A 23260-nucleotide genomic window follows, 5' to 3' on the forward strand; every position below is an offset into this window, starting at 1 on the left:
GGCTGTGCCACGCGAAGCCGAAGGCGAAGCGTGGTGGGCACGACAGGGATCGAACCTGTGCCCCTACCATGTCAAGGAAGGTGTCGCCGGCATTGCCGCGATTTCGGGACCGTCTCGATCATCGGCCCTCTCATATGACTTCCCACAGAACAAGGCTGCTCGGATCGCCTCCGTGCGCAAACTGGACGGCGTTAGTCATCGGGCGGGGCATGAGGGTCAAGCGTGACACCCCTGCTCCGGAGTGCCTCCCCCATTTTCACAAGATCAGCCAGAGATCGCGCATTCATCTTCCGCATGATTTCGCGCCGATGCACCCGTACCGTGACCTCGCGTATGCCGGCAGCGCCAGCGATCTGCTTGGTCTGCAGGCCGGAGATCGTCAGCGCCATCACCTGGCGTTCTCGGGATGTCAGCGCTTCGAAGCGCTGCCTGATATCGGTCAGAGTGCGGTCGTTCGCCCGACGCTGCCGGTCCTTGTCGATGGCCGACAGCACCGCTTCCAGCAGATCCTGATCGCGATAGGGTTTGGTGAGAAACTCGACCGCGCCCGCCTTCATGGCCTGGACGGACATATGGACGTCGGCATAGCCCGTAACGAAGATGATCGGCGCCCGGATACCGGCCGCGGTCATCTCGCGCTGAAAATCTAATCCGCTCGAACCGGGCAGGCGGACGTCAAGAATGATGCAGCTCGGATTGTCCTTGCGCTTGGCCTGCAGATATTCGCGCGGCGAGGCGTACAGCTCGACGCGAAGCGCAGCCGTCTCCAGCAGTCCCTCGATGGACTCACGCACCGACACGTCGTCATCAATGACCGCGACGATAGGGGATTCCTCGTTCATAGGTCGACCTGCGCCTTGTTCGGCAGGATGAACTGGAATAGCGCGCCGTGTGGTTCCGCGGGTGAAGCCCATAGCCGTCCACCATGCGCTTCGATGATGGAGCGGCAAATCGTCAATCCCATTCCCATCCCCTTGGCCTTGGTCGTGAAGAAGGGACTGAAGATCTTGTCCACCGTCTCCCGGTCGAGACCAATGCCGCTGTCACGCACGAACACCACCCCCTCGCCATCGGCCCCTTCGCGCGAACCGACGACCAGCACCTTTGGTCGGCCGGTCACCTCCGACATGGCGTCCGCTCCATTGATGACGAGATTGAGGACAACCTGCTGAAGCTGGACGGAATCGCCGAGAAAGGCCGGTAGCGCCGGCGCAAGCTGGGTCTGCACCGCCACATCGCGCAGCCGCAGTTCGGTTTGCAGCAGGTCGAGGACGCCGCCAATCAACTCGTTGAGGTCGACGTCGGTGGCCTGCGGCGGCGCCTTCATCAACAGCCCCTGGATGCGCCGGATGACACCGCTCGCGCGCTCACCATCCCGCAACACGCGTTCCGCCGTCGTGCGGGCCTTGTCCAGGTTCAGCGTCCTCTCATTGAGCCAGTGCAACACGGTGTGCCCGTTGGTGACGACGCCGGTGAGCGGCTGATTGATCTCGTGTGCGATCGATGCCGCGAGCTGACCCATGGTCGTGGCCCGCGTTACGCGGGCGAGGTCGGACTGGGCGCGCTGTAGTTCGTCGGCAGCGCGCCTGGCAGCGGTGATATCCATGACCGCGCCGACGAAACCCGCCTCGCCCGCCCACTCCCTGGCAATGCGGGTGACAATCCGGACATAGCGAGTTTCACCGTCGGGCATCGACAGCCGATGCTCAAGTGCAAAGTCTGTCTGCTCCCGGAAAGCCTTTTCGATGGTCTGCTCAAGCAGCCTTTGGTCGTCCGGATGCGTGCGCGCAAGCATGGCAGCGAGAGTGGGCGCCGTTTGGCCCGGTTCATATCGATAGATGCGCCATGTCTCCCGCGACCAGTACTGTTCGCCCCGAGGATCGCGCCAGCCGACGCTGCCTGTGCGGCCCAATTGCTGCGCTTCCGCGAGGAAGGCTTCGCTCCTTTGAAGCGCGTCCATCGTGGACTGGTTGCGCATCACCAGCAAGGTCGACATGGCAATGCCGACAGCACCGATGACGCGGTCGATCAGCGGCCAATGCGACCAGGGATCGCCCGGCGAAAACGGATGCGCGATCAGAGTCAATGCCTCGCAAGCCAGCCCGGCGACCAAGATGCCGGTCCGGCCGTAGATGGACGAGACGACAAGCACGACAAACACGTAGAGGATGCTGACCGACACTTCGAGCGGCGTAAGAACGTCGACGGCGAAAATGCCAGCCGCGAGAGCCATGATACCGATTGTGGGGAGGACGCGGTCATGTCTGGAAACGGGCTGGTTCATCGATCCGCGCTGACCATTTGAAGGCGATCGGAGCCTAGGTGGCGCTCTCCGATTTCAGGCGTCCTATGCCCGCCTCACTTTACTAGCAAAAGCCGTGAAATGCGGCAACGCACCTAAACGAAACGATAGTATCCGCGACTCCTTGGTTAATTCGGGCAACGAATTCGGCACCTAGAGTGCCGCCTCCGCCAATGGTCACCCCTTCCGTTTCCCGTCAATCTGGGACGATAGGAGAGCATCTTGAACGATGAACCCTTGATCGCAATCGTGGACGATGACGAATCGGTGCGGGTCGCCATGGGCGGCATGGTTGAATCGTTCGGATACACGCCTGTCACGTTTGAATCGGCCGACGACTTTCTGAAATCCGACAAGCTGCCCGATACTTCCTGCCTGATCCTGGATGTCCAGATGCCCGATATGAGCGGACTTGAACTGCACGGCAAGCTGACTGCCTCCGGCCGCAGGATTCCGACCATTTTCGTGACGGCCTTTCCGGACAAGCGCGTTCGCGATAGAGCCCTGCGCGCCGGCGGAGTTTGTTTCCTGTCCAAGCCATTCGGACGAGACGATCTGCTCGGTTGTATCGAATCCGCCCTCGGCAAGCAGACCATGTAGGGCATGCCATGACCGCGGACACCGTCATAACCCAGGAGGTTTCGGCGGTAGGCCCTCCCAATACGTTGCCGCGGGCGACCCAGGCGAATGCGCCGGCACAAGGCAGCGCGGCAGAGAGCTTCTTCGCTTTTGGTCCGTACCGGCTTTTTCCCCGTCAGCGGCTCCTGCTCAAGGACGGCAACGCGCTCCCAATCGGCAACCGCTCGCTCGAAATCCTGATCTTGCTGGCGGAACGACAGGGTGAGGTCGTCGGCAAGAACGAGCTCCTTGCCCGCGTCTGGCCCGGCATCAACATCGAGGAAGGCGGATTAAGGGTGCAGGTCGTCGGGCTGCGCAAGGCGCTGGGCGACGGAATTGGCGGTGCGCGCTACATCAAGACAGTAGCCGGCCGGGGTTATTGCCTTGTCGCGACCACCGGCCACTTCGAATCCACTGGCGCGCTCGCGCGGGGCACGGAGCGGGGTCAGGCACAACGGCTTCCGATGCCGCTGGCCCGAATGGTCGGCCGCGACAACGACGTGCGCAAGGTCTCGGACCTGCTGAGAACGACGCGATTCGTCACCGTTCACGGACCGGGAGGTGTCGGAAAGACAACAGCCGCCATTGCTGTCGCTCACGACCAGCTTGCATCCTTCCAGGGCGACATTCATTTTCTCGATCTTGCAAAGATCACCGAGCCGCATCTTCTGCCGGTCGCGTTGGCATCTTCTTTCGGACTAACCGCCCCGTCGAGCGATCCGAATGCAGCCATGCTCGAATTTGTACGCGATCGACGCATGCTGCTGATCTTCGATAGCTGCGAACATTTGATCGATGCTGCCGCAACGTTAATTGAGAAAATTCTACGAGAAGCCCCCGAGATACGTGTCCTTGCGACGAGCAGGGAGACACTCCAGGCCGACGGCGAGCACGTGTACCGGCTTTCGGGTCTTGAGTGTCCATCGATCGAAGATGAACAATCGGCCGAGCGGCTTTTTTCCCATCCAGCACTCAACCTGTTCATCAACAAGGTCGCAGCGAGCGGACACCAGTTTGAGTTGACGGAATCCGACGCACAGATCGTTGCGAAGATTTGCCGCAGACTGGACGGACTGGCACTTGCCATCAACCTGGCGGCAACGCGCGTGCCGACGCTTGGCCTCTCGCAGATCGTCGGCTCTCTTGAGACGAATACCTGGCTGTTCTGGCAGGGTCACCGAACGGCGTTGCCGCGTCACCAGACGATGGCTGCATCGATCGACTGGAGCTACAACCTGCTTGACGAAGACGAGAAGGCAGTGCTGCACCATCTGTCCGCTTACAGGGAGTCCTTTACGCTCGATGCAGCCTGCGAGGCTGCTCGTCAGGTCTTGCTGACTCCCTTCGATGATCTGCTTGTCATCGACAAGTTGGTCACGAAGTCATTGATCGAAGCCGGCGAGGGTCTCGCGCGATATCGATTGCTCAACTCGATCCGAAGCTATGCGCTTGAAAGACGCGACACAGCCGTGAGCTTGAAGGAACCGCGCCGAACATCCTGGGCGCCCTTGGCATCCATGTCGCCGAACAAGTAGCGCTCGATCTCGTCGTTGACCAACGTTCCAAAGAAAGTTGAATAGAGTTCGCGCCGCTGAAAGTGCGCGCAGGTCGTGCGTTGGCGCGGTTGCCGATGCCGGTCATCATCCCTTCGTGCTGCGAAGCCGGAGACGAGATCGATGATTTCGCAAGGATGACGGAGAAGAGATCATGGCCCGCTGGTTCGATCTCGCCGTGGACGGCGGCTCGAGCCTCTATCCGACCGGTCTGAAGGGTTGCTGCTCCTGCCGGAGAACAGCCAACCAGCGTCTGGATGCTTCTACGCATCCCTGCATCAAAAGAGTGATGCGTGATGCTGCTTGTCGAGACGTCGGTTGACAAGCACGACGCTCTCAAGCAAAATTTTCTCAGGTAGATACCGCCTGCCGCTTGCGCCCTTCGGGGTATGGTGAAGTGTATCGGACCGCCGCCCGCTTCCTTTGCTCACGCGAACGGGTCAGTAACGCAAGCCCTGACATTCTCCGTTCATACTGCAAAGGAAGGAAGTATGCGCGATTTCCGCGACGCCAAAGCCATGGCGCAGACGCTCCGCGAAACCCTGAACGCCCGTTCGGTCTCCCTCACCGTCAGTGAGAGCCTCGAGCTCGTCGCCAGGATATTCGGGTTGGCCGACTGGAATGTCCTAGCCGCTCGAATCCGCGCCGCGGAGCAAGCCGGCTCGGGCCGGAGCAACGAGGGAAGCAACAAGGCCGACGCTGCGGATCAGCTCCGGTCGAGAGCCAAAGAGATTCAGTTACCGCGGGCGGTGCTGGATCGTTATGCCGGAACATACCAATTCCATAGCGCCGTCTTCACAGTGACGTGTGACCAGGACCATCTATCGGGACGGCTCAGCGGTCAAAGCTCGGCGCACTATTACGCGGTGGGCGAAACCGAATTCGTCGGGCGGGGGATCGATGTTGAACTTCGGTTTGCCCTCGGGGCAGATGGGATGCCGACGGCCGTGATCCTGCGCCAGCACGGCAATGATCACACCATGCGGCGCATCGACGCGACCGTGGCGCAAGAACTCCAGCGCGCGATCGAGACTCGCATGAGCGCCCGGTCCGCCAATCCCGGGACCGCGTCCGCGCTTCGCCGTCTCATCGAAAGCGTCGCATCGGGCCAGCCCAATTATGGCGAGATGAGTGCGGATTTGGCTGAGGCGACCCGCAAGCAATTGCCGCGCTTGCAGCCCGGCCTTTCCGAAATGGGTCCGATCACGTCGATCGATTTCCTCGGCGTGAGCGCGCAAGGACAGGACGTCTATTCTGTCTGGCACCAGGGTAGCGCCGCGTCGCACTGGCACATCGCGCTTGGCAGCGATGGCACGATCATCTCGGCTTTCGTCACGCCAGGGCCATAACCTCGGTCAGGCTACCACGCTTCCGCGCCCGGAATTTTCTTCCGCACCGCCTTCCGCTGGATCCAGATGCAGCGACGGACGGACCTGTTGGATCGGCCGACGGCGGATATCCCCTCGCCGGCCTGAAGCAGCGGCACCACGTTTTCGCGCAAGCTCCGGCAGCGCTGGAGTTCGGCTTGCCAGTGGACGGCGGCGTCAGCGCACGACGCGATCAGCGCCAGCATCGCCATCGCAACACAGATCGCCCGCATCGCTCGCATTCCCTTCATCGCGATCCGCCCGCATCGCGCTTGTAACGGAAGTCGCAATGAGAGGCGCCCTGCATGATCGTCTGCGTGCGCGTGAGCCTGACGTCGGGGCCGAACCCGTCCGCGGTCGCAAAGTCCGCCGTACAGATCAGGAGGAAGCCGAGCTCGGGCTCGCCGAGCGCCTTGTAGAACTCGGCATAGGCGCAGCGCGTCACGTCGAACACGAAGGTGTCCGCCGTCTGTTCGATCACGTCATAGGCGAGCGCATCGTCGCGGGCATAGGTTTTGAAGGCCGACGAGACGGCCTTGCCGAGATCGGCTTCGTTCTTCGCCTTCCAGAACTCCTCGCCGAAGCCGCGATAGAGATCGCCGAGTGCCTTGCGCACCAGCGCGTTGGCGCGCGCCTCGCCGAGCTCGGCCTGCAAGGCCTTGACCAGCGGCACCAGCACCTGCGCCTGGATCTTTGCCTGTTCGATGACGGATACTGTCATGGGCGACCTTCGCGCCTGGGACGATGCGGAGCGTAGCCCGATTGGAGCGCAAGCGTAATCCGGGACGGCGTCTGAAAGGATACACCCTGGATTGCGTTTCGCTCGATCCGGGTAGGCACTTAGCAGTGCTGAATTGTTTGGGCTTGCCGAGCCGAAGCTCGCGGCGGCCTGTCCGCCTTCGCCCGTTGGGCTTCGGCGCGGCATCCTTCATTCGCCTCGCGAAGCGAAGGATGGTGGGCACGACAGGGATCGAACCTGTGACCCCTACCATGTCAAGGTAGTGCTCTCCCGCTGAGCTACGTGCCCTAAAGGTCATTTCGGTGGGGTCCCTATAACGGCTCAGGGGACCCGGCGCAAGGACGGAACGGCGCCGATTTAGGCCGCCAGCATCTTGTTCACTTCGCTGACCAATTCGCGCAGGTGCACAGGCTTGGACAGCACCTTGGCGTTCTTGGGGGCGTCCGAATCCGAGTTCAGGGCGACCGCGGCAAAGCCGGTGATGAACATGATCTTGATGTCGGGATCGAGTTCCGAGGCGCGGCGGGCGAGCTCGATGCCGTCCATCTCCGGCATCACGATGTCGGTGAGCAGCATCTCGAACGGCTCTTCCCGCAGCCGCTGATAGGCGGCCATGCCGTTGTCATGGGACGAGACCTGGAAACCGGCGTTTTCCAGCGCCTTGACCAGGAAACGGCGCATGTCGTTGTCGTCTTCGGCGAGCAGGATTTTTGCCATGGCAGGAAACGTCGAATCCCCAGAGGATATCAGCAGAGGTCACTAAGCCCGACAGAGGGTAAATTTGGGGTGAAAATCTTTACCTTGGGCCGGCTGCGCTGCCGGCTCTTGTGAACCGGAACGGGCTCCGAATCAATCGAGCCGAATCGGCTGGTCCCCGCCACGATGCCCGCACGGTTAAGACATGTTCCAGCGTCCATCACATCTTTTCGCTTGGCAGAATGGTTGCGATTCCGGACAATGACGACACATAAGAGCCGTTGACCGGCCGAATCATTGGACCGGAGCTTTTCCGGATCGTGCGGCGCCAAGGGGGCGAAGCCTGAGTAAGGGACGAAGCTTGAGAAGATGACCCGGTTTGACGGCGACATGTCGCCAGCCTTCGAGATCTTCGAGCCCGCCGAATGGCGCGCGCCTGTCATCTTCAACTCGCCCCATTCGGGCTCGACCTATCCGGACGAATTCCTGGCGGCATCGCGGATCGACCTGCCGACGCTGCGGCGGTCGGAAGACTCGTTCATGGACGAGCTGATCGGCCATCTGAGCGACCGTGGATTCCCGACGGTCAGGGTCAACTTTCCCCGCTCCTATGTCGACGTCAATCGCGAGCCGTATGAGCTCGACCCCCGCATGTTCAGCGGACGGCTGCCGAGCTTTGCGAACACCCGCTCGATGCGCGTCGCCGGCGGCCTCGGCACCATTCCGCGCGTGGTAGGCGACGGCCAGGAAATCTACCGCGAGCGTATCCTGGTCGACGACGCGCTGGGCCGGATCGAGACGCTGTACAAGCCCTACCACCGCGCGCTGCGCCGGTTGATCAACAAGGTGCACCAGATGTTCGGCACCGTGGTGCTGGTCGACTGCCACTCGATGCCTTCGGTCGGTGTCAGCAGGGACGAGCCGCGACGGCCCGACGTCGTGATCGGCGACCGCTACGGCACGAGCTGCACGCCGCTGCTTTCAGATCGCGTCGAGGAGACGATGACCGGCCTCGGCTATTCGATCGGCCGCAACAAGCCCTATGCCGGCGGCTTCATCACCGAACATTACGGCAATCCCGCAAGCGGCCTGCACGCGGTACAGCTCGAGCTCAACCGCGCGATCTACATGGATGAGCGGCGGCGGGAGCGGAGCGCACGCTTTGCGCAAGTGGCCTCCGACTTCGGCGTTCTCGCCGACGTGCTGGCCAGTACGATTCCGTTCGCCGATCTCGGCCCGTTCCAGGCCGCAGCGGAATAGGCCGGCGTTCTTCGCACGATCATGTCGTCTGCGATTGGAGGCGAAAGCGCGCTCGCTTCGCTACGCACCTTGAAGCAAAAAGAGGCGCACAGAAAAAAGGGCCGCTTCTGATGAAGAAGCGGCCCAAGTCTAGGGAGGAAACGCCCAAGGAGGGCAGCGGTAACGCCAAGCGCTACCGCACCGCAACAATATGCGACCGCGCCGCACAAAGTGCAAGGCCTTTTGAGCCATTTCCCATGCAATTCGCACATGGCTCAGTTGCTTCCAGAGAAACCCAGATTCAGTTTCTTTGATAAGGAAATTCAATGGGTTGATAATCATTTGCATACCAACGAGGCAACTTCGGAACGAAGTTTTCAACTCCGTGATCGATATTTGGCCAGCAGATGACTGGGATGAGGCAGCGCGCCCCGGCATCCAAAATACCAGGGAGCAAATCAAGACAGCGCTGCACGCGGGGGAGGAATTGAGCTAGGCAGGAGCCCAGCTTCATCCAACCTTCGCTTCGAGGATTCCCGTGACGGTGATCGACTTCTCCGCCTTCATCGGACGGCTCGCCACCGCCTCCGGCGAAACCATCCTGCCGTTCTTCCGCACCTCCTTGTCGATCGACGACAAGAGCAAGACCAAGGATTTCGACCCCGTGACGGAGGCCGACCGCGCCGCGGAGGCGGTGATGCGGCGGCTGATCAGGGCCAATTTCCCTCAGCACGGCATCGTCGGCGAGGAATTCGGCAATGAGCAGGACAATGCCGACTATGTCTGGGTGCTCGACCCCATCGACGGCACCAAATCCTTCATCGGCGGCTTTCCGATCTGGGGTACGCTGATCGCGCTGCTGCACAAGGGCGCACCGGTCTACGGCATGATGCACCAGCCCTTCATCGGCGAGCGCTTCTCCGGCGACAACGGTTCGGCCAATTATAAAGGGCCCTCCGGCGAGCGCCGGCTCCAGGTCCGCCGCTGCGCCTCGCTGTCGGAAGCCACGACCTACACCACCAGTCCCCTGCTGATGAACGAGAGCGACCGCGCCATCTTCGGCCGCATCGAGCAGGGCGCGCGGCTGTCGCGCTATGGCGGCGACTGTTACTCCTACTGCATGCTGGCGGCCGGCCACGTCGACCTCGTGGTCGAGACCGAGCTGAAGCCCTACGACATCGCAGCGCTGATCCCGATCGTGACCGGCGCCGGCGGCGTCGTCACCACCTGGGAAGGCAAGCCGGCCCAGGGCGGCGGCCGCATCATCGCGGCCGGCGACGCGCGGGTTCACGAGGAGGCGTTGAAGCTTTTGAACCAGTAGCAAGCGGGAGAGGTGCGCACCACGGATGCAGCGGAGTTGAGTTGCCTCACGCCGCCTCTGCTCGCAAATGCTCGACCAGCATCTTGGCCGGCCGCGGCAGCGCCTTGAAGCTGCGCGCGCAGATCACGAGGCGGCGGTTGGCCCAGGCATCGCGCAGGCGGACCATGGCGAGCGGCATGGTCCTGGCGCAGCGCCGCGCGGCCGCTTCGGGCACGAGCGCAACCCCGACATCGGCGGCGACCATCTGGCAGATCGCGTCGAAATCACGCAGGCGCGCGCGGAAATGCGGGCGCAGGCCGAGCCGCGCGGCGTGCCTGGAAATGTGCACCTGCAGCGCGGTGGCGCTGGTCAGGCCGACGAAGTCGCAGGCCCCGGCCTCCTGAAAGTCGATCTGGCGCCGGCCGGCGAACGGGCCGCGTTTCGACGTCACCAGTGTCAGGCGGTCCTCGCTGAAGACGAAGCGCTCGATATGCTCGGGCAGCGCGTGCTCGGCGGCGAAGCCGAGATCGGCGGCGCCTGCGGTGATGGCCGCCGCGATATCGGTGCTCTCGCGCTCCTCGATGTCGACGGCGACGTCGCGATGCGCGCGCAGGAAGCCGGCGAGCGCTTTCGGCAGATGTTCCGACAGGCCCGACGTGTTGGCGAGGAAATGCACGCTGGCGCGCAAACCACTGGCAAAGCCGGCAAGATCGCCGCGCATGGCGTCGATCTGGTGGATGACCAGCCTGGCATGATCGAGCAGGCTCTCGCCGGCCGCGGTCAGCTCGATGCCGCGGCGTCCGCGCTTGAGCAGTGCGACGCCGAGCGCATCCTCGAGCCCCTTGATGCGCGCGCTGGCGGAGGCCAGCGCCAGGTGCGAGCGCTCGGCACCGCCCGTGATGCTGCGCTGGTCGGCGACCGCGATGAAGAGCTGGAGGTCGACGAGATCGAAGCGCATGCCGGTGTCTCCAGCCTTCGTTCCAGACGAAGGCTCTCTCCGTAACCTCCAGATTGTGCCGGATCGCAGCTTCGGTCAATGTGCCGACATGATCGACCCGCTTCTCATCGTGATCGCCGCCGTCTTCCTGCTCGCCGGATTCGTCAAGGGCGTGGTCGGGCTCGGCCTGCCGACGGTGTCCATGGGCCTGCTGGCGGTGAGCATGGCCCCGAGCCGCGCCATCGCCATCGTCATCGTGCCCGCCATCATCACCAACATCTGGCAGACCTTCGTCGGCCCCCATCTGCGCGACATCCTGAGGCGGCTGTGGCCGCTGATGATCGGCACCGTGGTCGGATGCTGGCTCAATGCCGGCGCGCTGACCGGGCCGCATGCGCGCTACGGCACGATCGTGCTCGGCGTGCTCCTCGTCATCTACGCCGTGATCGGCCTGAACAAGTTCCACTTCCGCGTCGCGCCCGAGAACGAGAAATGGGTCGGTGGCGTGGTCGGAATCGTCACCGGCGTGATCTCGGCCTCGACCGGCGTGCAGGTGATCCCCTCGATGCCGTTCATGCAGGCGATCGGCATGGAAAAGGACGAGCTGGTGCAGGCGCTCGGCGTGTTCTTCACGACGGCGACGCTGGCGCTCGCCTTCAACCTGACCGCCGTCGGATTGTTGACGCCCGCGAATGTCGTGCCCGGCGCCGTGGGCCTCGCCATGGCCTTTGCCGGCATGTTCATCGGCCAATCGGTGCGGGCGCGGATGCCCGCGGAAGCGTTTCGCCGCTGGTTCCTGATCGCGATGATCCTGCTCGGCCTCTATCTCGCCGGCAGCGCGCTGGCGAAGGAATTGGTCTAGCCGATTCCTGGCGGGCGCCGACGCCAGCGTCGTATCAATTCAGCTGCATCGCCTTTGGACGGCAGCGGCAGGTGAACGAGCGCCAGAGGCCAATTCGGCGCCGCGCGTGCCTCGGCGAGCCGACGAAACGCGACGCCGGGAACGGGCATGTGACGGGACACGCCGGCCGGTACAAGCGCAGCGCCCAGACCCGTCGCAACAAGGGTCAGGATCGTCGGCATCCGTGACGCCTCGTGAACGACGCTTGGTGACAACCCGCGGGAGTGAAACAGCGCAAGGATCGCATCGTAAAGAACGGGCCCCTGCGATCTCGGAAACAATATCAGCCGCGGCGCAAGCTGCGCGATCCCGATCGGCTTGTCGTCACCGACATCGCTGGCGGGAAGCGCGGCCATGAGCTCTTCCGCGGCAAGCTCGAATGTCCGCAGGCGCGGCGGCGCGGCAAACGGCGGCGAGACCAGTGCGACATCCAGTTCGCCCTTGGCGAGAAGCGCCAGCTGATCGTCGGTGCCCAATTCAACGAGACGGATCGCAATGCCCGCTTCGTTTGCCGTCTTCAGCAATGAGGGAATCGGTCCCCACAGCGCGAGGGAGACGAGACCGATGCGCACCACCGCGCGGCGTTCGGCTGCGGCCTGGGCGAGATTCTTGGCGCGGTCCGCAGCTGCCACGGCGACCCGGGCCTCACCGACGAAGGCCTCGCCGGCCGCCGTGAGACGTGTGCCGCCGCGGCCACGCTCGAACAACCTCACGCCCAGCGAGTTCTCCAGCCGTTGGATCGATTGCGACAGCGGCGCTTGCGCCATGCCAAGCCGGGCAGCCGCCCGGCTGAAATTGCGCTCGTCGGCAAGTGCAATCGCATGGCGGAGATGGTGCAGATCCATATCACCACAATATGAAAATTGTCGCCATTCATATTAGACGACGTCGAACGAGATGCCTAGCTTCCGGCGTGTGACGAACCGGAGAGAAGCGGTGTCCAAACCCATAATCTTTGCCAAGCGAGGTGTCGGGCAGAGCCGTCCAGGGCATGCGGTGATAGCTCGAGCAGCTCATCTCCTTGCGCCAATCTTCCTTGTATGGGGCCAGCTCATGACATGCGCAGTTGCGGCCAGCACGGTCGAACGGGAAGACTTCCAGGTCGAAAGCGCCCCAGGCATTTCCATCTTCGTGCGCGAAATCCGCGCCAAGGCACCTGGCACCGCCGCCTCACCACTGCTGCTGGTCCACGGCGGCGGGCCTGGCGGCATCGGCTCCTTCGATCTTCCCGTGCCGGGATATTCCTTTGCGGAGAGCCTCGCGACAGCGGGAGCTGGCCGTACGGTGTACATCATGGATGTTCGCGGCTGGGGCCGGTCGACGCGCCCGGCGGAATTGCAGCAGCCTGCCGACGCGAATCCACCTGCCGTCGCTGTCGATGCTGCCGCGACGGACATTGCAGCAGTCGTGGACGCGATCAGGATGAGGACACATACTTCGCGCGTTGCACTCTTCGGCTGGGCGAGCGGCGGCCACTGGAGTGCGTTCTACGCGGCGCGACACCCGGACAAGGTGAGTCACCTCGTCCTTCTCAACACCATCTATGGCGTCGATGCGCCCTGGCCGTTTGGCGAGGTATTCGCAGACCCCAAATTTCCCGGCCGCTTCCGCGCGAGCGGAGCTTATGCGCTCGCCGATGCGAGCAGACTGCTCGCCCGCTGGGACACGAGCATCCCCACGCCGGACAAGACCGAATGGCGCGATCCCGCCGTCGCCGAGGCCTATGTCAACGAGACGATCGCCAGCGATCCAACAAGCGGGAGCCGCGAGCCGCGGAGCGTTCGCATACCGACGGCGTACCGGCGCGAAGCCTTCGAAATGGCGCATGGTCGCAAGTACTGGGACGCTGCCGACCTGCGCGCCGCCGTGCTCGTCATTCGCAGCGAGCTCGATTTCTGGTCACGCCCCGCGGACAGTGCCGCGCTGGAGCGCGAGCTGACCGGCGCAGCCCGCAAGCGCTTCGTCACGCTGGTCGGCGCCACACATTACGTGTTCGACGATCGGCCCGCACGCGGCCGCCGCCGTTTGATCGAGGAGATCGTGTCGTTCATGGACGGGACGGACGTGCCCTCAGGTGACAGATAGGCTTACCGCGTCTCCAGCATGGCGACGCGGACGCCGAGATAGATGAAGAGGCCGCCAAGCGCGCGATTGACCCAGGCGATGGCGCCCTCGGATTGCCGCAGCCGGTGCGCGGCCTTGGCCGCGAACGCGGCCAGCACCAGGCACCACAACGTCCCCGTCGAAATGAAGATGAGGCCGAGCGTCAGGAAGGCGAGCGGCTTGTGCTGCGCGTCGGCTGCGACGAATTGCGGCAGGAAGGCCAGGAAGAACAGCGCGACCTTGGGATTGAGCGCGTTGGTGAAGACGCCCTGGAGGAAGACCCGCCGCAATGAGCTCCGCACCGGCTCGTCGATCGCCGACGCCGGCACCGGGCGCGACAACAGCATCTGGAGCCCGGTCACGACGAGATAGGCCGCGCCGACCAGCTTCAGGATCGAGAAGGCGGTCGACGAGGCCATCAGCAGCGCCGAAAGCCCAATCGCCGCGCCCGCGACATGGACAAAACAGCCGCAACTGATGCCCAAGGCGGCAGCGGCGCCGCCCCGCCAGCCCATTTGCATGCTGCGGCCGATCACATAGGCCGAATCCGGCCCCGGCGTGATGTTGAGCAGCACGCCCGACAGGATGAAAAGGCCGATCTCGTGAATGCCCAACATGCAAGGTCCCCGCCGCCCGTCCGGGCGTATTGGTTCCGCATAGTCGGTTCGCCCATCCCCGTCCACCGCCGGAATCGCTTAGGATTTGCCTCGAATTTGCAATGCGGATCAGGCTTCCGCTCGGCCTCATCTGCTTTATAAAGGGAGGGTTCTCGAAATGCGGGACTCGAGGCGACTGCCACGCCGTGGCCGGTCCCCTCTCCCTTGGAGCTTCGCGGATATGGAAAGACGTCTGGCCGCCATCGTCTGTGCCGATGTCGCCGGCTATTCGCGCATGATGGGCAGCGACGAGGCCGGCACCCATGCCGCGTTCAAGGCCCATCGCGCGGCGATCCATCCCATCATCCTCAATCACGGCGGCCGCGTCGTGAAGAACACCGGCGACGGCTTCCTGCTCGAATTCGCCTCGATCGTCGGCGCCACCGAAGCCGCGATCGCGATGCAGACGCTGATGGCGGAGCGCAACCGCCACCTGCCGGCCGACCGCGCCATGCAGTTCCGGCTCGGCATCCACATGGGCGACGTCATCGCCGACGAGGACGAGGTTTTCGGTGACGATGTCAACATCGCCGTCCGCCTGGAATCGGTGGCAAGCCCCGGCGGCTTCGCGATCTCGGCCAAGGCCCACCGGGAGGCGAGCAAGCATCTCTCGGTGCCGCTGATCGATGCCGGCAACCATCGCTTCAAGAACATCAAGGATGCGATCGGGGTCTGGACCTGGACGCCCGACGGCGCGCCGGCGCTTGCCCCCGAGCTCCGGGAGGCTTCGGCGCTGTCGCAGCAGTACCGCACCGCGATCGTTGGCGTGCTGCCCTTCGCCAATCTCAGCGACGCCCAGGACGAATATTTCTCCGACGGCCTCACCGAGGACCTGATCCATGCGCTGTCGCTGCAATCCTTCTATCGGGTGCTGAGCCGCAACTCGACCTTCGCCTTCAAGGGCAAGAACACGAGCACCCGCCTGATCGCGCGCGAGATCGACGCCACCTACCTGATCCAGGGCTCGGTGCGGCGCGCCGGTGCCAAGATCCGCGTCACCGCCGAGCTGATCGCGCCGGAGACCGGCGAGCAGCTCTGGACCGGCCGCTATGACCGCGACATCGGCGACCTCTTCGCGATGCAGGACGAGATCACGACCAGCCTGTCCGCTGCGATCGCCACCGAGATCGTCCGTGCCGAGGCCTCGGCGCCGGCGCGGCTCTCGACCGACGTCTCCGCCTGGGATCGCTTCCTCAAGGGGCTGTCGCACTACTACCGGCAGACCAAGGAGGATCTGGCAGTCGCCGTCGACCTGTTCCGCGAGGCCATCCGGCTCGATCCCAAACTGTCGATCGCGCATGCCTATCTGGCCACGATCCAGATTCAGAGCATCCAGTTCGGCTGGGTCAAGGGCACGCGCGAGATGTGGGCCGAGGCGATGAGCCTCGCCGAAACCAGTGTCCGGCTCGATCCGCGCTCCTCCTTCGCGTTCTCGATCCTGACCTGGGCGCACGCGTTGGAGGGTCATCACGAGGCGGCAATGGACGCCGCCAAGCGCGCGGTCGCGCTCAACCCCTACGACAATGGCGCGCGCGGCGTGCTCGGCATCTGCCATTTCATGATCGGCGAGCACCGCGAGGCGATCGAGCTGTTCTCGATGGCCGCGCAACGCGACAACAGCGACCCGCGCTACCAATGGGCCGCGCTGAACGCGTTCAGCCATTATCTGTTGCGCCAATATGACGCGACCCTGTCCTGGGCCCGCGAGCAGCTCTACATCAATCCGAACCACATGCAGGCGTTGGCGATCCGCGCCGCGGCGCTGGCGCAACTGGGCCGGACCGACGAGGCGAGCGAGGCCGCCGTCGTGCTCATGGGCAACTACCCGACCCTCAATGTCGATCGTCACTTGCGCAACTTCCACTGGAAGCGGCCCGAGGACATCGCCCATTATCGCGAGGGACTGCTGAAGGCCGGCGTGCCGCTCGGCAAGCTGACCCTGGTTCAGAGCGACCTCAAACGCGCCGCCGAATCCTGAGAAACTGCCCGCGCCAGTGCCGTCCGGCACCGGCTTTTATTGACAGGACAGTGAATTCAGCCACACTTCGTTGCACGCTGAAGTAGTATATCCTGCTGTCGTTTGGTTAGGATTTTCCGCGCTTGATCGGCGCGTCCTTATTTGCGATTCGCCATTTTCAGGATTTGGGCCATGCATGACCGCGCTTCGAAGCCGCCCTTCGACCCCTCGATCCAGGTCTCGCCGAACAATCCCTGCCCCTTCCTGCGCGGTCTCGTCGGCGAAGGTTTCGTCGATGGCGGCACCGTCCCACTCCGGACGCTGTCGCAGACCATCGCAAATGCAAGCGGCGAGACCGGGCTGAAGAAGACCTCGGCCCGCATCCAGGTCCGCGGCGTCGCACTGATCGCCAACGGCGCCTGTCATATTCTGCAAAGCATCTTCTGGGGCGCGCAGCTCAACACGCTGCGCGGCGGCCCGCTCGACAAGCTCGGTGCCGGCTCGCGCATCCTCGGCGTCGACGGTCGCGTCAACGAGGACGAGATTGCACGGCTTGCCGGCTTCGGCGGCACCTACGCCGATCCCGATGGCGGCGGCACCGAGACCGGGCTCAACGCCTCGCAAATCCAGACCTTCATGAAGGACAACCTCAAGCGCGCCGGCAATCAAGCGCGCTGGTACTACCCGATCCTCATGAAGTTCGAATGGCCGATCCTGCTCAAGATCATGGGCAAGGGTCAGGGCGACGACCGCTATCTCAGCGTGGCCGAGGTGAGGACATTGTTCAACGAGCGCAAATTCCCGGACAGGATCACCCAGCGGGTCGCCAACCAGCCGGTCACCCCACCCTCGCTGATCTTGCGCGCTGCCGGCGGACTGGTCGCAGCCCTCCTCGTCTTCGGCATCGTGGCGCTGCGCTTTCCGGATCAATTCCAGCCGATGCTGCCCGGCATCCTCGGGGACCTCGTGGCCCCGCCCTTGCCCGCGCACGTCGAACCCCGGGCCGCGTACTGGCTCGAGCAGAACTGGGCGCTGGAGGACCGGCACTGGTTTCATCATGCCAGCCAGGGCACCGCGACTTTCCCGGTGCCCTATCGCTGGTTCATGGCGCTCGAGCAGCCGCGGCTTCATTTCTTCGCAAAGCCCGGGATGCTGCATGACAGCGACCATCTTCAGCGCTTCGGCTTCATCCCCAGCCCGCAGACGATCAACACCGACGACGCCACGCTGCGCCGGTTCGGCTATGCCAATGTCTACGACAAGACGGAGCCGGTGCCGGCGCGGCTCTGGGATCCGCCGGTCAACTGGGGTCCCCAGGCCGAAAACGTCGACGGCCTGCCCGTCGGCTTTGCGCGCATGACCGGCGTCGCCGATCCCGCGACCGGCCAGATCGGCGAGGACCGGATCGGCCTGACCTGCGCCGCCTGCCACACCGGCCAGATCCAATACAAAGGCATCGCCATCCGCTTCGATGGCGGTCCGGCCATGACCGACCTGAGGAAGCTCGAGGTCACGACCGGTCTGTCGATCGCCTACACGCTGCTCGTGCCAGGTCGCTTCACACGCTTCGCCGATCGTGTGCTCGGCACCTCCGCCAGCGCTGAGGATCGCGATGCACTGAAGCAGAAGCTGCGCACGATCAGCACATTCCTGGTCGACTGGGAGAAGACCTACGCGAAAACCGTCGCCGGCAAGACGAGGCTCAACCCGAAGACAAAGCGGGAAGAGCCGCAAGAGAACACCGAGGAGGGATATGGTCGTCTCGACGCGCTCAACCGCATCGGCAATCAGGTCTTCGCCCAGGACATGGCGATCAGCGGCCTCAGCGGCTTCGAAAAGAACCTGCATGCCCAGGACGCGCCGGTCAGCTTCCCGCCGATCTGGACCGTGCCCTGGCTCAAATACGCGCAATATGACGCTTCGATCGAACAGCCGCTGATCCGCAATGCCGGCGAAGCGCTGGGCGTGACTGCGCTGCTCAATCTGTCCGACAATACCCCCAAGGACAGGCTGTTTCGCTCCTCGATGGACATCAAGAATCTGATCTGGATCGAGGATCTGCTGAAGGGGTCGCCGCCCTATCCAAAAAAGCAGCTATCCGGACTGACATCGCCGAAATGGCCGTCGGACATCTTTGGCGATGCTGCCTGGAAGATCGATGACGAGCGCGTCAAGCGCGGCCGTAAGCTCTACGCGGAGCTCTGCGCCGAATGCCATCTCGGTCCGGTCGACGACAAGGCGTTCGACGCCGAGTTTCCGGCCCAGAGCATCTGGTCCTCGCCACGCTGGGAGACCATCGGCAACGACAAGTTCCTCAACGAGGTTCAGAAGAGCGTCAAAGGGATGGGCACCGACCCCGCTCAGGCGGGCGTGCTGGCGACGCGAACGGTTCAGGTGCCGGGCTTCCTCAAGCTCGACCCCACGCAGAATCTCAACGCCTGGTGGAACTGCAATCTGCCGGATATTTCGTCGACCGACATGCCGTACTCGCTTGGCCTGATGGTGCTCGTCGACATCGTCAGCCGCAAGGCGATGGACGATGCGAAGATCGACCCGAAGGTTCAGGATGCCTGGTGGGGCAAGCGCAAGAACTGCCCGAATCCCGGTCCGCAGCCGGCCGACAAGAACGAGCCAGGGCCCTGGTATCGCGCGCGCCCGCTCAACGGTGTCTGGGCCACCGCGCCCTACCTGCACAACGGATCGGTGCCCTCGCTCTACTGGATGCTGAGCCCCGCGGCCGAGCGCCCCAAATCGTTCTGCATGGGTGGCGGCCGCGACTATGATCCGAAGCAGGTCGGCTTCGCGGTCACTGACGGCGAGAGCTGCAAGACCGGGCAGACGCGTTTCTCGACGCGAGCGTCTGATGGCACTGACCTGTTTGGCAACAGCAATCTCGGCCATTCGTTCGACGGCACGCCAGGCCCCGGCAAGGACGGCACCATCGGCCGCCCGCTCAAGGAGCAGGAGCGCTACGATTTGATCGAGTATTTGAAGACGCTTTAACGCGACCAGAGTTCGTCGTCGTCATGGCCGGGCTTGTCCCGGCCATCCACGAACTTCCCCCTGCCTCAAGAACGTGGATGCCCGGGACGAGCCCGGGCATGACGAGTTCGTGGCACGATCCCTCGCTCAAGCGCTCACTTGAACAGCGGCGTGCCCGGGACGAAGGCGTCGAAGGCGGCCCAGAACTGGGAACGGTAGCGGTCCTGCTCCTGCAGGATCTCGTGCTTGGAGCCGGCGATCACGAGATGGGCGCCGGCGCGCAGGTGATAGGCAAACTCCTCGATCGCCGCGGTCGAGACCACGGTGTCATTGGAGGCCGCCAGCATCAGGATCGGCTGGCGGATCTGGGAGGGGTAGTTCACGCGCTTGAATGTGTGCATCGCGCGGAAGGCCGTATCGGCCCAGGCGACCGTCGGTGACGCCAGTCCGAGCGTCGGATCCTCCTCCAGGATCGCGGCGTTGCGCGCATAGCGCACGGGGTCGCTGGTGAGGGGATTGTTGATGAAGGGTTCGAGCCCGGTGAGGCGGTCGCTGCCGCCGGGAACGTAACGGCCGCCCTGCCCGAGCAGGCGCATCGTCTTGAGCAGCGCACGCACGGGCAATGAGGTGGTACGGCCCGGCAGGTCGATCATCGGCGCCGACAGCACCATGCGGTCGAACCAGCGCTTGCCGGCATGCGCCACCCGCAGCAGCACCGTGCCGCCCATGGAGTGGGCGAGCGCGAAGAACGGCGGCGGGCAATCCGGCAGCACCACCTGCTGCACGAAGGTCTCGACGTCGATCTCGAAATCGGAGAAGTCGCGCACATAGCCCTTGCGCGGATCGCGCAGGCGGCGCGAGGAATGGCCCTGCCCGCGCCAGTCGATCATCGCCACGGCAAAGCCGCGGTCGCGCAAATCGCGCACCGTCTCGAAATATTTCTCGATCTGCTCGCTGCGCCCGGTGAAGACGCAGACGGTGCCCTTGCGGTTCGCCGGCGGCGCCCAGCGCGCAAAGCGCAACTCGGCGCCATCGGGGGTCCTGATGGTGCCGCTGACGACGTTTTCGGGAACCGGATTGGACGGGATCGAGACCAGCGTCATAGGCGGGAAGTACTGCAATCAAGGGGCTAAAGCGCCGAAAAGGCGCAAATGCCGCCCTCTTGAACGCCGTCTCGTTCCACCCATATCATTTTCGTGCAGGCCGCTACCAGTGTTTCGGAACCGGAACATCAGGCTGCACACAGACGAAAGCCCGGCCCGATGGCGGGCGGGTTGCCTAACAGTCGCTCAATGGAGGACTTGACCATGCGTACCTACGATCTCACCCCGTTCTATCGTTCCACCGTCGGCTTCGACCGCCTCTTCAACCTGCTCGACCAGGCCGGTTCGGACGGCAGCCCCGGTTACCCCCCGTACAACATCGAGCGTACCGGCGAGAACGCCTACCGCATCACCGTTGCGGTCTCCGGCTTCGCCAAGGATGAGCTCTCCATCGTCGCGAAGGAAAACACGCTGACGATCAAGGGCGAGAAGGTCGCGAACGAGAACTCGAAATCCGAAGTGCTCTACCGCGGCATCGCCGCGCGTGCCTTCGAGCGCGCTTTCCAGCTTGCCGACTTCGTGCAGGTGAAGGACGCCTCGCTCGAGAACGGGCTGCTTCACGTCGACCTCGTACGCGAGATTCCGGAGGCGAAGAAGCCGCGCCAGATCGCGATCAACGCCGGCGCCAAGGCGCAGGTGATCGAGAACTCGGCCGCGCAAGCCGCCTAAACAGAACGCGACTTCCACGTTGCGAAAGCGCCCCGGTGCCCCGGGGCGCTTTTTCGTTGTGCATTGCATCACAGAGCGGTGAAGCCGTGTAACGCCGCCATCGCTCCCTCCGTCCCTTGGGCATCGAGCTCAAACAAGATGGAGAAGATCATGTCACTCTGGCGCAGCCTTTTCGTCGCCGCGAGCCTTCTGGCGGCTCCCCTCGGCCTTGCTCATGCGCAGACACCTGCGACGGTCAAGGCGAAGAACGTCGTGCTGGTGCACGGCGCCTGGGCCGACGGGTCGAGCTGGTCGGAGGTGATCCCGATCCTCCAGGCTGCAGGCCTGCACGTGACGGCCGTGCAGAATCCGCTGTCGTCGCTTGCGGACTCCGTCGAGGCGACGCAGCGGGCGCTGGCCGAGCAGGACGGGCCGACCGTGCTGGTCGCGCATTCCTGGGGCGGCACTGTGATCAGCCAGATCGGCACCGACCCGAAGGTCACCGGGCTCGTCTACGTCGCCGCCCGCGCGCCCGATGCGAACGAGGATTTCGTGGCGCTGTCGAAGCAGTTTCCGACCGGGCCCGCACGCGCCGGCATCGTCGAGCGCGACGGCACCACCAAGCTCTCGGAAGAGGCCTTCCTGAAATACTTCGCCAATGGCGTGAAGCCGGAGCAGGCCAGGGAGCTCTATGCGGTGCAATGGCCGACGGCGGCCTCGATCTTCGCCGGCCGCACCACGGAGGCGGCGTGGCACTCCAAGCCGAGCTGGTACGCGGTGTCGAAGAACGACTACACCATCAATCCCGATTTCGAGCGTTTCCTCGCCAAGCGCATGAACGCGACCACGATCGAGCTCGATGCCGGCCACCTCTCGCTGGTGTCGCATCCGAAGGAGGTCGCGAATCTGATCCTGGCCGCGGCGGGGTATCCGCGAAGCTGAGGTGATAGCGTGAATGCAAAAGCGCCCGGCTGTTCGGGCGCTTTTGTTGTGCTCGGATCTCTCTCCATTGTCGTCCCTGCGGACGCAGGGACCCATAACCCCAGGGAGCAATTTGACGGAGACTGCTCGTCTGGGACTCGCACCTCATCCCCCCGATAGATCACGCGGTATGGGTCCCTGCCTTCGCAGGGACGACACCATTGGTGTGGCTGTCGCCACCGCGCCAAGCTCGCAGCGCTAATCCAGCCCCTGCACGGCCGGCATCTCCTGCGTCGGCAGGATGGTCGGGGCAGGCTTGGCCTGGCCGACGGTTGGCGCGGCTGCATCGGCGGGCTTGGCCTGCGCGGCGGCCGCTTGCTGCGGAGGCTGGGCCTGCGGTGCTTGAGCCTGCTGCGCGACCGGATCAGTCGGCTTCGCGGCAGCGACCGGCGTCTCGGCGCGCCGCGGGGCGGCCTTGGGCAGCGGCACGGCGCGGCTTGCCACATGCGGGATCGGAGCCGGCGGCCGCGGCGGGCCGCCGCGGATCACGGTCGGCGGCGGCAGCGCGCTTTGCGGTCCGTAAGGCGCGACCGCGCGTTCGTCATAGGCGGGCGCCATGCCGTAGGCGTCGGCGGCGGGCATGAAGCGGATGATCCGCCCGTCGCGGGCGTCGATCACCAGCCGGCCATCGTCGCCGCGGCGGTCGATCACCGCGATGGTGTAGACGCTGCCGCGCAGGCGCGGGATGCCGAGCGGCAAGAAACCGTTTTCGCGCAGCACCGCGTAAACCTCGGTTGACGGCAACAATACCGGCGCCGGACCGCGTTCCTCGTAGCCATAGCCGTAACCGTAACGCGGTGGCGGCGGGGCGGCCTCCGGCGCGTAGGGTCCGTCGAAATCCGACACCGCGACGATGGCTCCGCTCGCGATACCGCCGGCGGGAACCTGGGCGTGGCCCGCACTTGCAGCCAACGCCAGCGCGGCGGCGGCCACACATCCTGTGAAAAACTTCATGGTCGAGACGCTCCTGTCAGGCCCCCCGATGGCCGCCCTCTTTCGCTTCTCGCGGCGTGGCGCGCCTTCCGAAGGGTTGATCCGAAGCTTCATCGGGGATTTCGGCGCGCGCGGGGCCGGATCAGGGCGCGTTTGCTTCAAAACCGGGGCCGCGCAACTTTTGGAAAGCGATTGATTGACATATCGGGAATCGGGACTTTCGCGCGCTTGTGTGCTAGACAAAA

At 64.1% G+C, this 23260-nt stretch carries 23 protein-coding genes and 1 tRNA gene; 12 read left to right on the forward strand and 12 right to left on the reverse strand.

Features of this window, described 5'->3' with window-relative positions:
* Positions 1-191: 191 nt before the first annotated feature.
* Positions 192-842, reverse strand: a complete 651-nt coding sequence (locus IVB23_RS16930) for a response regulator (protein ID WP_061879068.1) — start codon at positions 840-842, stop codon at positions 192-194.
* Complete coding sequence (locus IVB23_RS16935) at positions 839-2233, reverse strand: ATP-binding protein (protein ID WP_197966060.1); 1395 nt, start codon at positions 2231-2233, stop codon at positions 839-841. Before IVB23_RS16935 ends, IVB23_RS16930 begins: the two co-directional genes overlap by 4 nt.
* A gap of 348 nt (positions 2234-2581) precedes the next feature.
* Between IVB23_RS16935 and IVB23_RS16940 the strand changes: the two genes are divergently transcribed.
* The 4 genes from IVB23_RS16940 to IVB23_RS16955 all read left to right on the forward strand — a co-directional run bounded on the left by IVB23_RS16940 (position 2582) and on the right by IVB23_RS16955 (position 5822).
* Complete coding sequence (locus IVB23_RS16940; protein ID WP_246515355.1) at positions 2582-2902, forward strand: response regulator; 321 nt, start codon at positions 2582-2584, stop codon at positions 2900-2902.
* A gap of 8 nt (positions 2903-2910) precedes the next feature.
* Positions 2911-4455, forward strand: a complete 1545-nt coding sequence (locus IVB23_RS16945) for a winged helix-turn-helix domain-containing protein (RefSeq protein WP_247804386.1) — start codon at positions 2911-2913, stop codon at positions 4453-4455.
* A gap of 172 nt (positions 4456-4627) precedes the next feature.
* Positions 4628-4795, forward strand: coding sequence for a hypothetical protein (locus tag IVB23_RS16950; protein ID WP_247804387.1), 168 nt, complete (start codon positions 4628-4630; stop codon positions 4793-4795).
* A gap of 169 nt (positions 4796-4964) precedes the next feature.
* Positions 4965-5822, forward strand: coding sequence for a glyoxalase superfamily protein (locus IVB23_RS16955; protein WP_061879071.1), 858 nt, complete (start codon positions 4965-4967; stop codon positions 5820-5822).
* Between the two features lie 11 nt (positions 5823-5833).
* On the opposite strand, the gene IVB23_RS16960 is transcribed toward IVB23_RS16955, so the two are convergent.
* The 4 genes from IVB23_RS16960 to IVB23_RS16975 all read right to left on the reverse strand — a co-directional run bounded on the left by IVB23_RS16960 (position 5834) and on the right by IVB23_RS16975 (position 7296).
* Complete coding sequence (locus IVB23_RS16960) at positions 5834-6052, reverse strand: hypothetical protein (protein WP_247804388.1); 219 nt, start codon at positions 6050-6052, stop codon at positions 5834-5836.
* A 35-nt stretch (positions 6053-6087) separates the two neighbouring features.
* Complete coding sequence (locus tag IVB23_RS16965) at positions 6088-6561, reverse strand: L-2-amino-thiazoline-4-carboxylic acid hydrolase (RefSeq protein ID WP_247804389.1); 474 nt, start codon at positions 6559-6561, stop codon at positions 6088-6090.
* A gap of 231 nt (positions 6562-6792) precedes the next feature.
* Positions 6793-6867: transfer RNA gene (locus IVB23_RS16970), tRNA-Val, on the reverse strand.
* Positions 6868-6936: 69 nt separating this feature from the next.
* Complete coding sequence (locus tag IVB23_RS16975) at positions 6937-7296, reverse strand: response regulator (RefSeq protein ID WP_028179810.1); 360 nt, start codon at positions 7294-7296, stop codon at positions 6937-6939.
* Between the two features lie 348 nt (positions 7297-7644).
* Between IVB23_RS16975 and IVB23_RS16980 the strand changes: the two genes are divergently transcribed.
* Positions 7645-8535 (forward strand): N-formylglutamate amidohydrolase, encoded by an 891-nt coding sequence (locus IVB23_RS16980; RefSeq protein WP_061879247.1) that lies wholly within the window; start codon positions 7645-7647, stop codon positions 8533-8535.
* Positions 8536-8815: 280 nt separating this feature from the next.
* On the opposite strand, the gene IVB23_RS16985 is transcribed toward IVB23_RS16980, so the two are convergent.
* On the reverse strand, positions 8816-9028 hold the full coding sequence (locus IVB23_RS16985) for a hypothetical protein (RefSeq protein ID WP_247804390.1): 213 nt from the start codon (positions 9026-9028) through the stop codon (positions 8816-8818).
* Positions 9029-9052: 24 nt separating this feature from the next.
* On the opposite strand from IVB23_RS16985, the gene hisN reads away from it, so the two are divergent.
* Positions 9053-9835 carry a histidinol-phosphatase gene (hisN, locus tag IVB23_RS16990; RefSeq protein ID WP_061879246.1) on the forward strand — a complete coding sequence of 261 codons (783 nt, stop codon included), beginning with the start codon at positions 9053-9055 and terminating at the stop codon, positions 9833-9835.
* A gap of 46 nt (positions 9836-9881) precedes the next feature.
* Here the strand turns inward: hisN and IVB23_RS16995 are convergent, their stop codons facing one another.
* Positions 9882-10772, reverse strand: a complete 891-nt coding sequence (locus tag IVB23_RS16995) for a LysR substrate-binding domain-containing protein (RefSeq protein ID WP_197966057.1) — start codon at positions 10770-10772, stop codon at positions 9882-9884.
* Positions 10773-10860: 88 nt separating this feature from the next.
* On the opposite strand from IVB23_RS16995, the gene IVB23_RS17000 reads away from it, so the two are divergent.
* A complete protein-coding gene (locus IVB23_RS17000; RefSeq protein WP_247804391.1) occupies positions 10861-11613 on the forward strand; it encodes a sulfite exporter TauE/SafE family protein in 753 nt (250 codons plus the stop codon).
* Here the strand turns inward: IVB23_RS17000 and IVB23_RS17005 are convergent.
* Positions 11610-12497 (reverse strand): LysR family transcriptional regulator, encoded by an 888-nt coding sequence (locus IVB23_RS17005; protein ID WP_247804392.1) that lies wholly within the window; start codon positions 12495-12497, stop codon positions 11610-11612. The two genes, IVB23_RS17000 and IVB23_RS17005, sit on opposite strands and share 4 nt — an antisense overlap.
* Positions 12498-12705: 208 nt before the next feature.
* On the opposite strand from IVB23_RS17005, the gene IVB23_RS17010 reads away from it, so the two are divergent.
* Positions 12706-13737, forward strand: coding sequence for an alpha/beta fold hydrolase (locus IVB23_RS17010; RefSeq protein ID WP_247804393.1), 1032 nt, complete (start codon positions 12706-12708; stop codon positions 13735-13737).
* Between the two features lie 2 nt (positions 13738-13739).
* Here the strand turns inward: IVB23_RS17010 and IVB23_RS17015 are convergent, their stop codons facing one another.
* The gene (locus IVB23_RS17015) at positions 13740-14372 is read right to left on the reverse strand and encodes a LysE family translocator (protein ID WP_061879241.1); all 633 of its coding nucleotides are present in this window, start codon (positions 14370-14372) and stop codon (positions 13740-13742) included.
* 220 nt (positions 14373-14592) lie between these two features.
* Here IVB23_RS17015 and IVB23_RS17020 point away from each other — a divergent pair, with 220 nt between their 5' ends.
* Together IVB23_RS17020 and IVB23_RS17025 are read left to right on the forward strand one after the other, a co-directional pair.
* On the forward strand, positions 14593-16389 hold the full coding sequence (locus tag IVB23_RS17020) for a tetratricopeptide repeat protein (protein ID WP_061879240.1): 1797 nt from the start codon (positions 14593-14595) through the stop codon (positions 16387-16389).
* A 171-nt stretch (positions 16390-16560) separates the two neighbouring features.
* On the forward strand, positions 16561-19371 hold the full coding sequence (locus IVB23_RS17025; protein ID WP_247804394.1) for a di-heme-cytochrome C peroxidase: 2811 nt from the start codon (positions 16561-16563) through the stop codon (positions 19369-19371).
* Between the two features lie 134 nt (positions 19372-19505).
* On the opposite strand, the gene IVB23_RS17030 is transcribed toward IVB23_RS17025, so the two are convergent.
* Complete coding sequence (locus tag IVB23_RS17030) at positions 19506-20453, reverse strand: alpha/beta hydrolase (protein WP_061879238.1); 948 nt, start codon at positions 20451-20453, stop codon at positions 19506-19508.
* A gap of 204 nt (positions 20454-20657) precedes the next feature.
* Between IVB23_RS17030 and IVB23_RS17035 the strand changes: the two genes are divergently transcribed.
* Positions 20658-21122: an Hsp20 family protein gene (locus IVB23_RS17035; RefSeq protein ID WP_061879263.1), complete on the forward strand. Its 465-nt coding sequence runs from the start codon at positions 20658-20660 to the stop codon at positions 21120-21122.
* Between the two features lie 150 nt (positions 21123-21272).
* Entirely contained in the window at positions 21273-22043 is a 771-nt protein-coding gene (locus tag IVB23_RS17040) for an alpha/beta hydrolase (RefSeq protein ID WP_247804395.1), read from the forward strand.
* Positions 22044-22280: 237 nt separating this feature from the next.
* Here the strand turns inward: IVB23_RS17040 and IVB23_RS17045 are convergent, their stop codons facing one another.
* The gene (locus IVB23_RS17045) at positions 22281-23036 is read right to left on the reverse strand and encodes a hypothetical protein (protein ID WP_197966051.1); all 756 of its coding nucleotides are present in this window, start codon (positions 23034-23036) and stop codon (positions 22281-22283) included.
* Positions 23037-23260 lie beyond the last annotated feature (224 nt).

The sequence above is a fragment of the Bradyrhizobium sp. 191 genome (assembly GCF_023100985.1).
Classification (GTDB): domain Bacteria; phylum Pseudomonadota; class Alphaproteobacteria; order Rhizobiales; family Xanthobacteraceae; genus Bradyrhizobium; species Bradyrhizobium diversitatis.

Coding starts and splice junctions, on each gene's coding strand:
- IVB23_RS16960 (WP_247804388.1), bottom strand. CDS start 6,052: ATGGCGATGCTGGCGCTGATCGCGTCGTGCGCTGACGCCGCCGTCCAC.
- IVB23_RS16980 (WP_061879247.1), top strand. CDS start 7,645: ATGACCCGGTTTGACGGCGACATGTCGCCAGCCTTCGAGATCTTCGAG.
- IVB23_RS17030 (WP_061879238.1), bottom strand. CDS start 20,453: ATGACGCTGGTCTCGATCCCGTCCAATCCGGTTCCCGAAAACGTCGTC.
- IVB23_RS16945 (WP_247804386.1), top strand. CDS start 2,911: ATGACCGCGGACACCGTCATAACCCAGGAGGTTTCGGCGGTAGGCCCT.
- IVB23_RS16975 (WP_028179810.1), bottom strand. CDS start 7,296: ATGGCAAAAATCCTGCTCGCCGAAGACGACAACGACATGCGCCGTTTC.
- IVB23_RS17025 (WP_247804394.1), top strand. CDS start 16,561: ATGCATGACCGCGCTTCGAAGCCGCCCTTCGACCCCTCGATCCAGGTC.
- IVB23_RS16940 (WP_246515355.1), top strand. CDS start 2,582: ATGGGCGGCATGGTTGAATCGTTCGGATACACGCCTGTCACGTTTGAA.
- IVB23_RS17020 (WP_061879240.1), top strand. CDS start 14,593: ATGGAAAGACGTCTGGCCGCCATCGTCTGTGCCGATGTCGCCGGCTAT.
- IVB23_RS17000 (WP_247804391.1), top strand. CDS start 10,861: ATGATCGACCCGCTTCTCATCGTGATCGCCGCCGTCTTCCTGCTCGCC.
- IVB23_RS16955 (WP_061879071.1), top strand. CDS start 4,965: ATGCGCGATTTCCGCGACGCCAAAGCCATGGCGCAGACGCTCCGCGAA.
- IVB23_RS16995 (WP_197966057.1), bottom strand. CDS start 10,772: ATGCGCTTCGATCTCGTCGACCTCCAGCTCTTCATCGCGGTCGCCGAC.
- IVB23_RS17010 (WP_247804393.1), top strand. CDS start 12,706: ATGACATGCGCAGTTGCGGCCAGCACGGTCGAACGGGAAGACTTCCAG.
- IVB23_RS17040 (WP_247804395.1), top strand. CDS start 21,273: ATGTCACTCTGGCGCAGCCTTTTCGTCGCCGCGAGCCTTCTGGCGGCT.
- IVB23_RS17045 (WP_197966051.1), bottom strand. CDS start 23,036: ATGAAGTTTTTCACAGGATGTGTGGCCGCCGCCGCGCTGGCGTTGGCT.
- IVB23_RS17015 (WP_061879241.1), bottom strand. CDS start 14,372: ATGTTGGGCATTCACGAGATCGGCCTTTTCATCCTGTCGGGCGTGCTG.
- IVB23_RS16930 (WP_061879068.1), bottom strand. CDS start 842: ATGAACGAGGAATCCCCTATCGTCGCGGTCATTGATGACGACGTGTCG.
- IVB23_RS16965 (WP_247804389.1), bottom strand. CDS start 6,561: ATGACAGTATCCGTCATCGAACAGGCAAAGATCCAGGCGCAGGTGCTG.
- IVB23_RS16950 (WP_247804387.1), top strand. CDS start 4,628: ATGGCCCGCTGGTTCGATCTCGCCGTGGACGGCGGCTCGAGCCTCTAT.
- IVB23_RS17005 (WP_247804392.1), bottom strand. CDS start 12,497: ATGGATCTGCACCATCTCCGCCATGCGATTGCACTTGCCGACGAGCGC.
- IVB23_RS16985 (WP_247804390.1), bottom strand. CDS start 9,028: ATGAAGCTGGGCTCCTGCCTAGCTCAATTCCTCCCCCGCGTGCAGCGC.
- IVB23_RS17035 (WP_061879263.1), top strand. CDS start 20,658: ATGCGTACCTACGATCTCACCCCGTTCTATCGTTCCACCGTCGGCTTC.
- IVB23_RS16935 (WP_197966060.1), bottom strand. CDS start 2,233: ATGGCTCTCGCGGCTGGCATTTTCGCCGTCGACGTTCTTACGCCGCTC.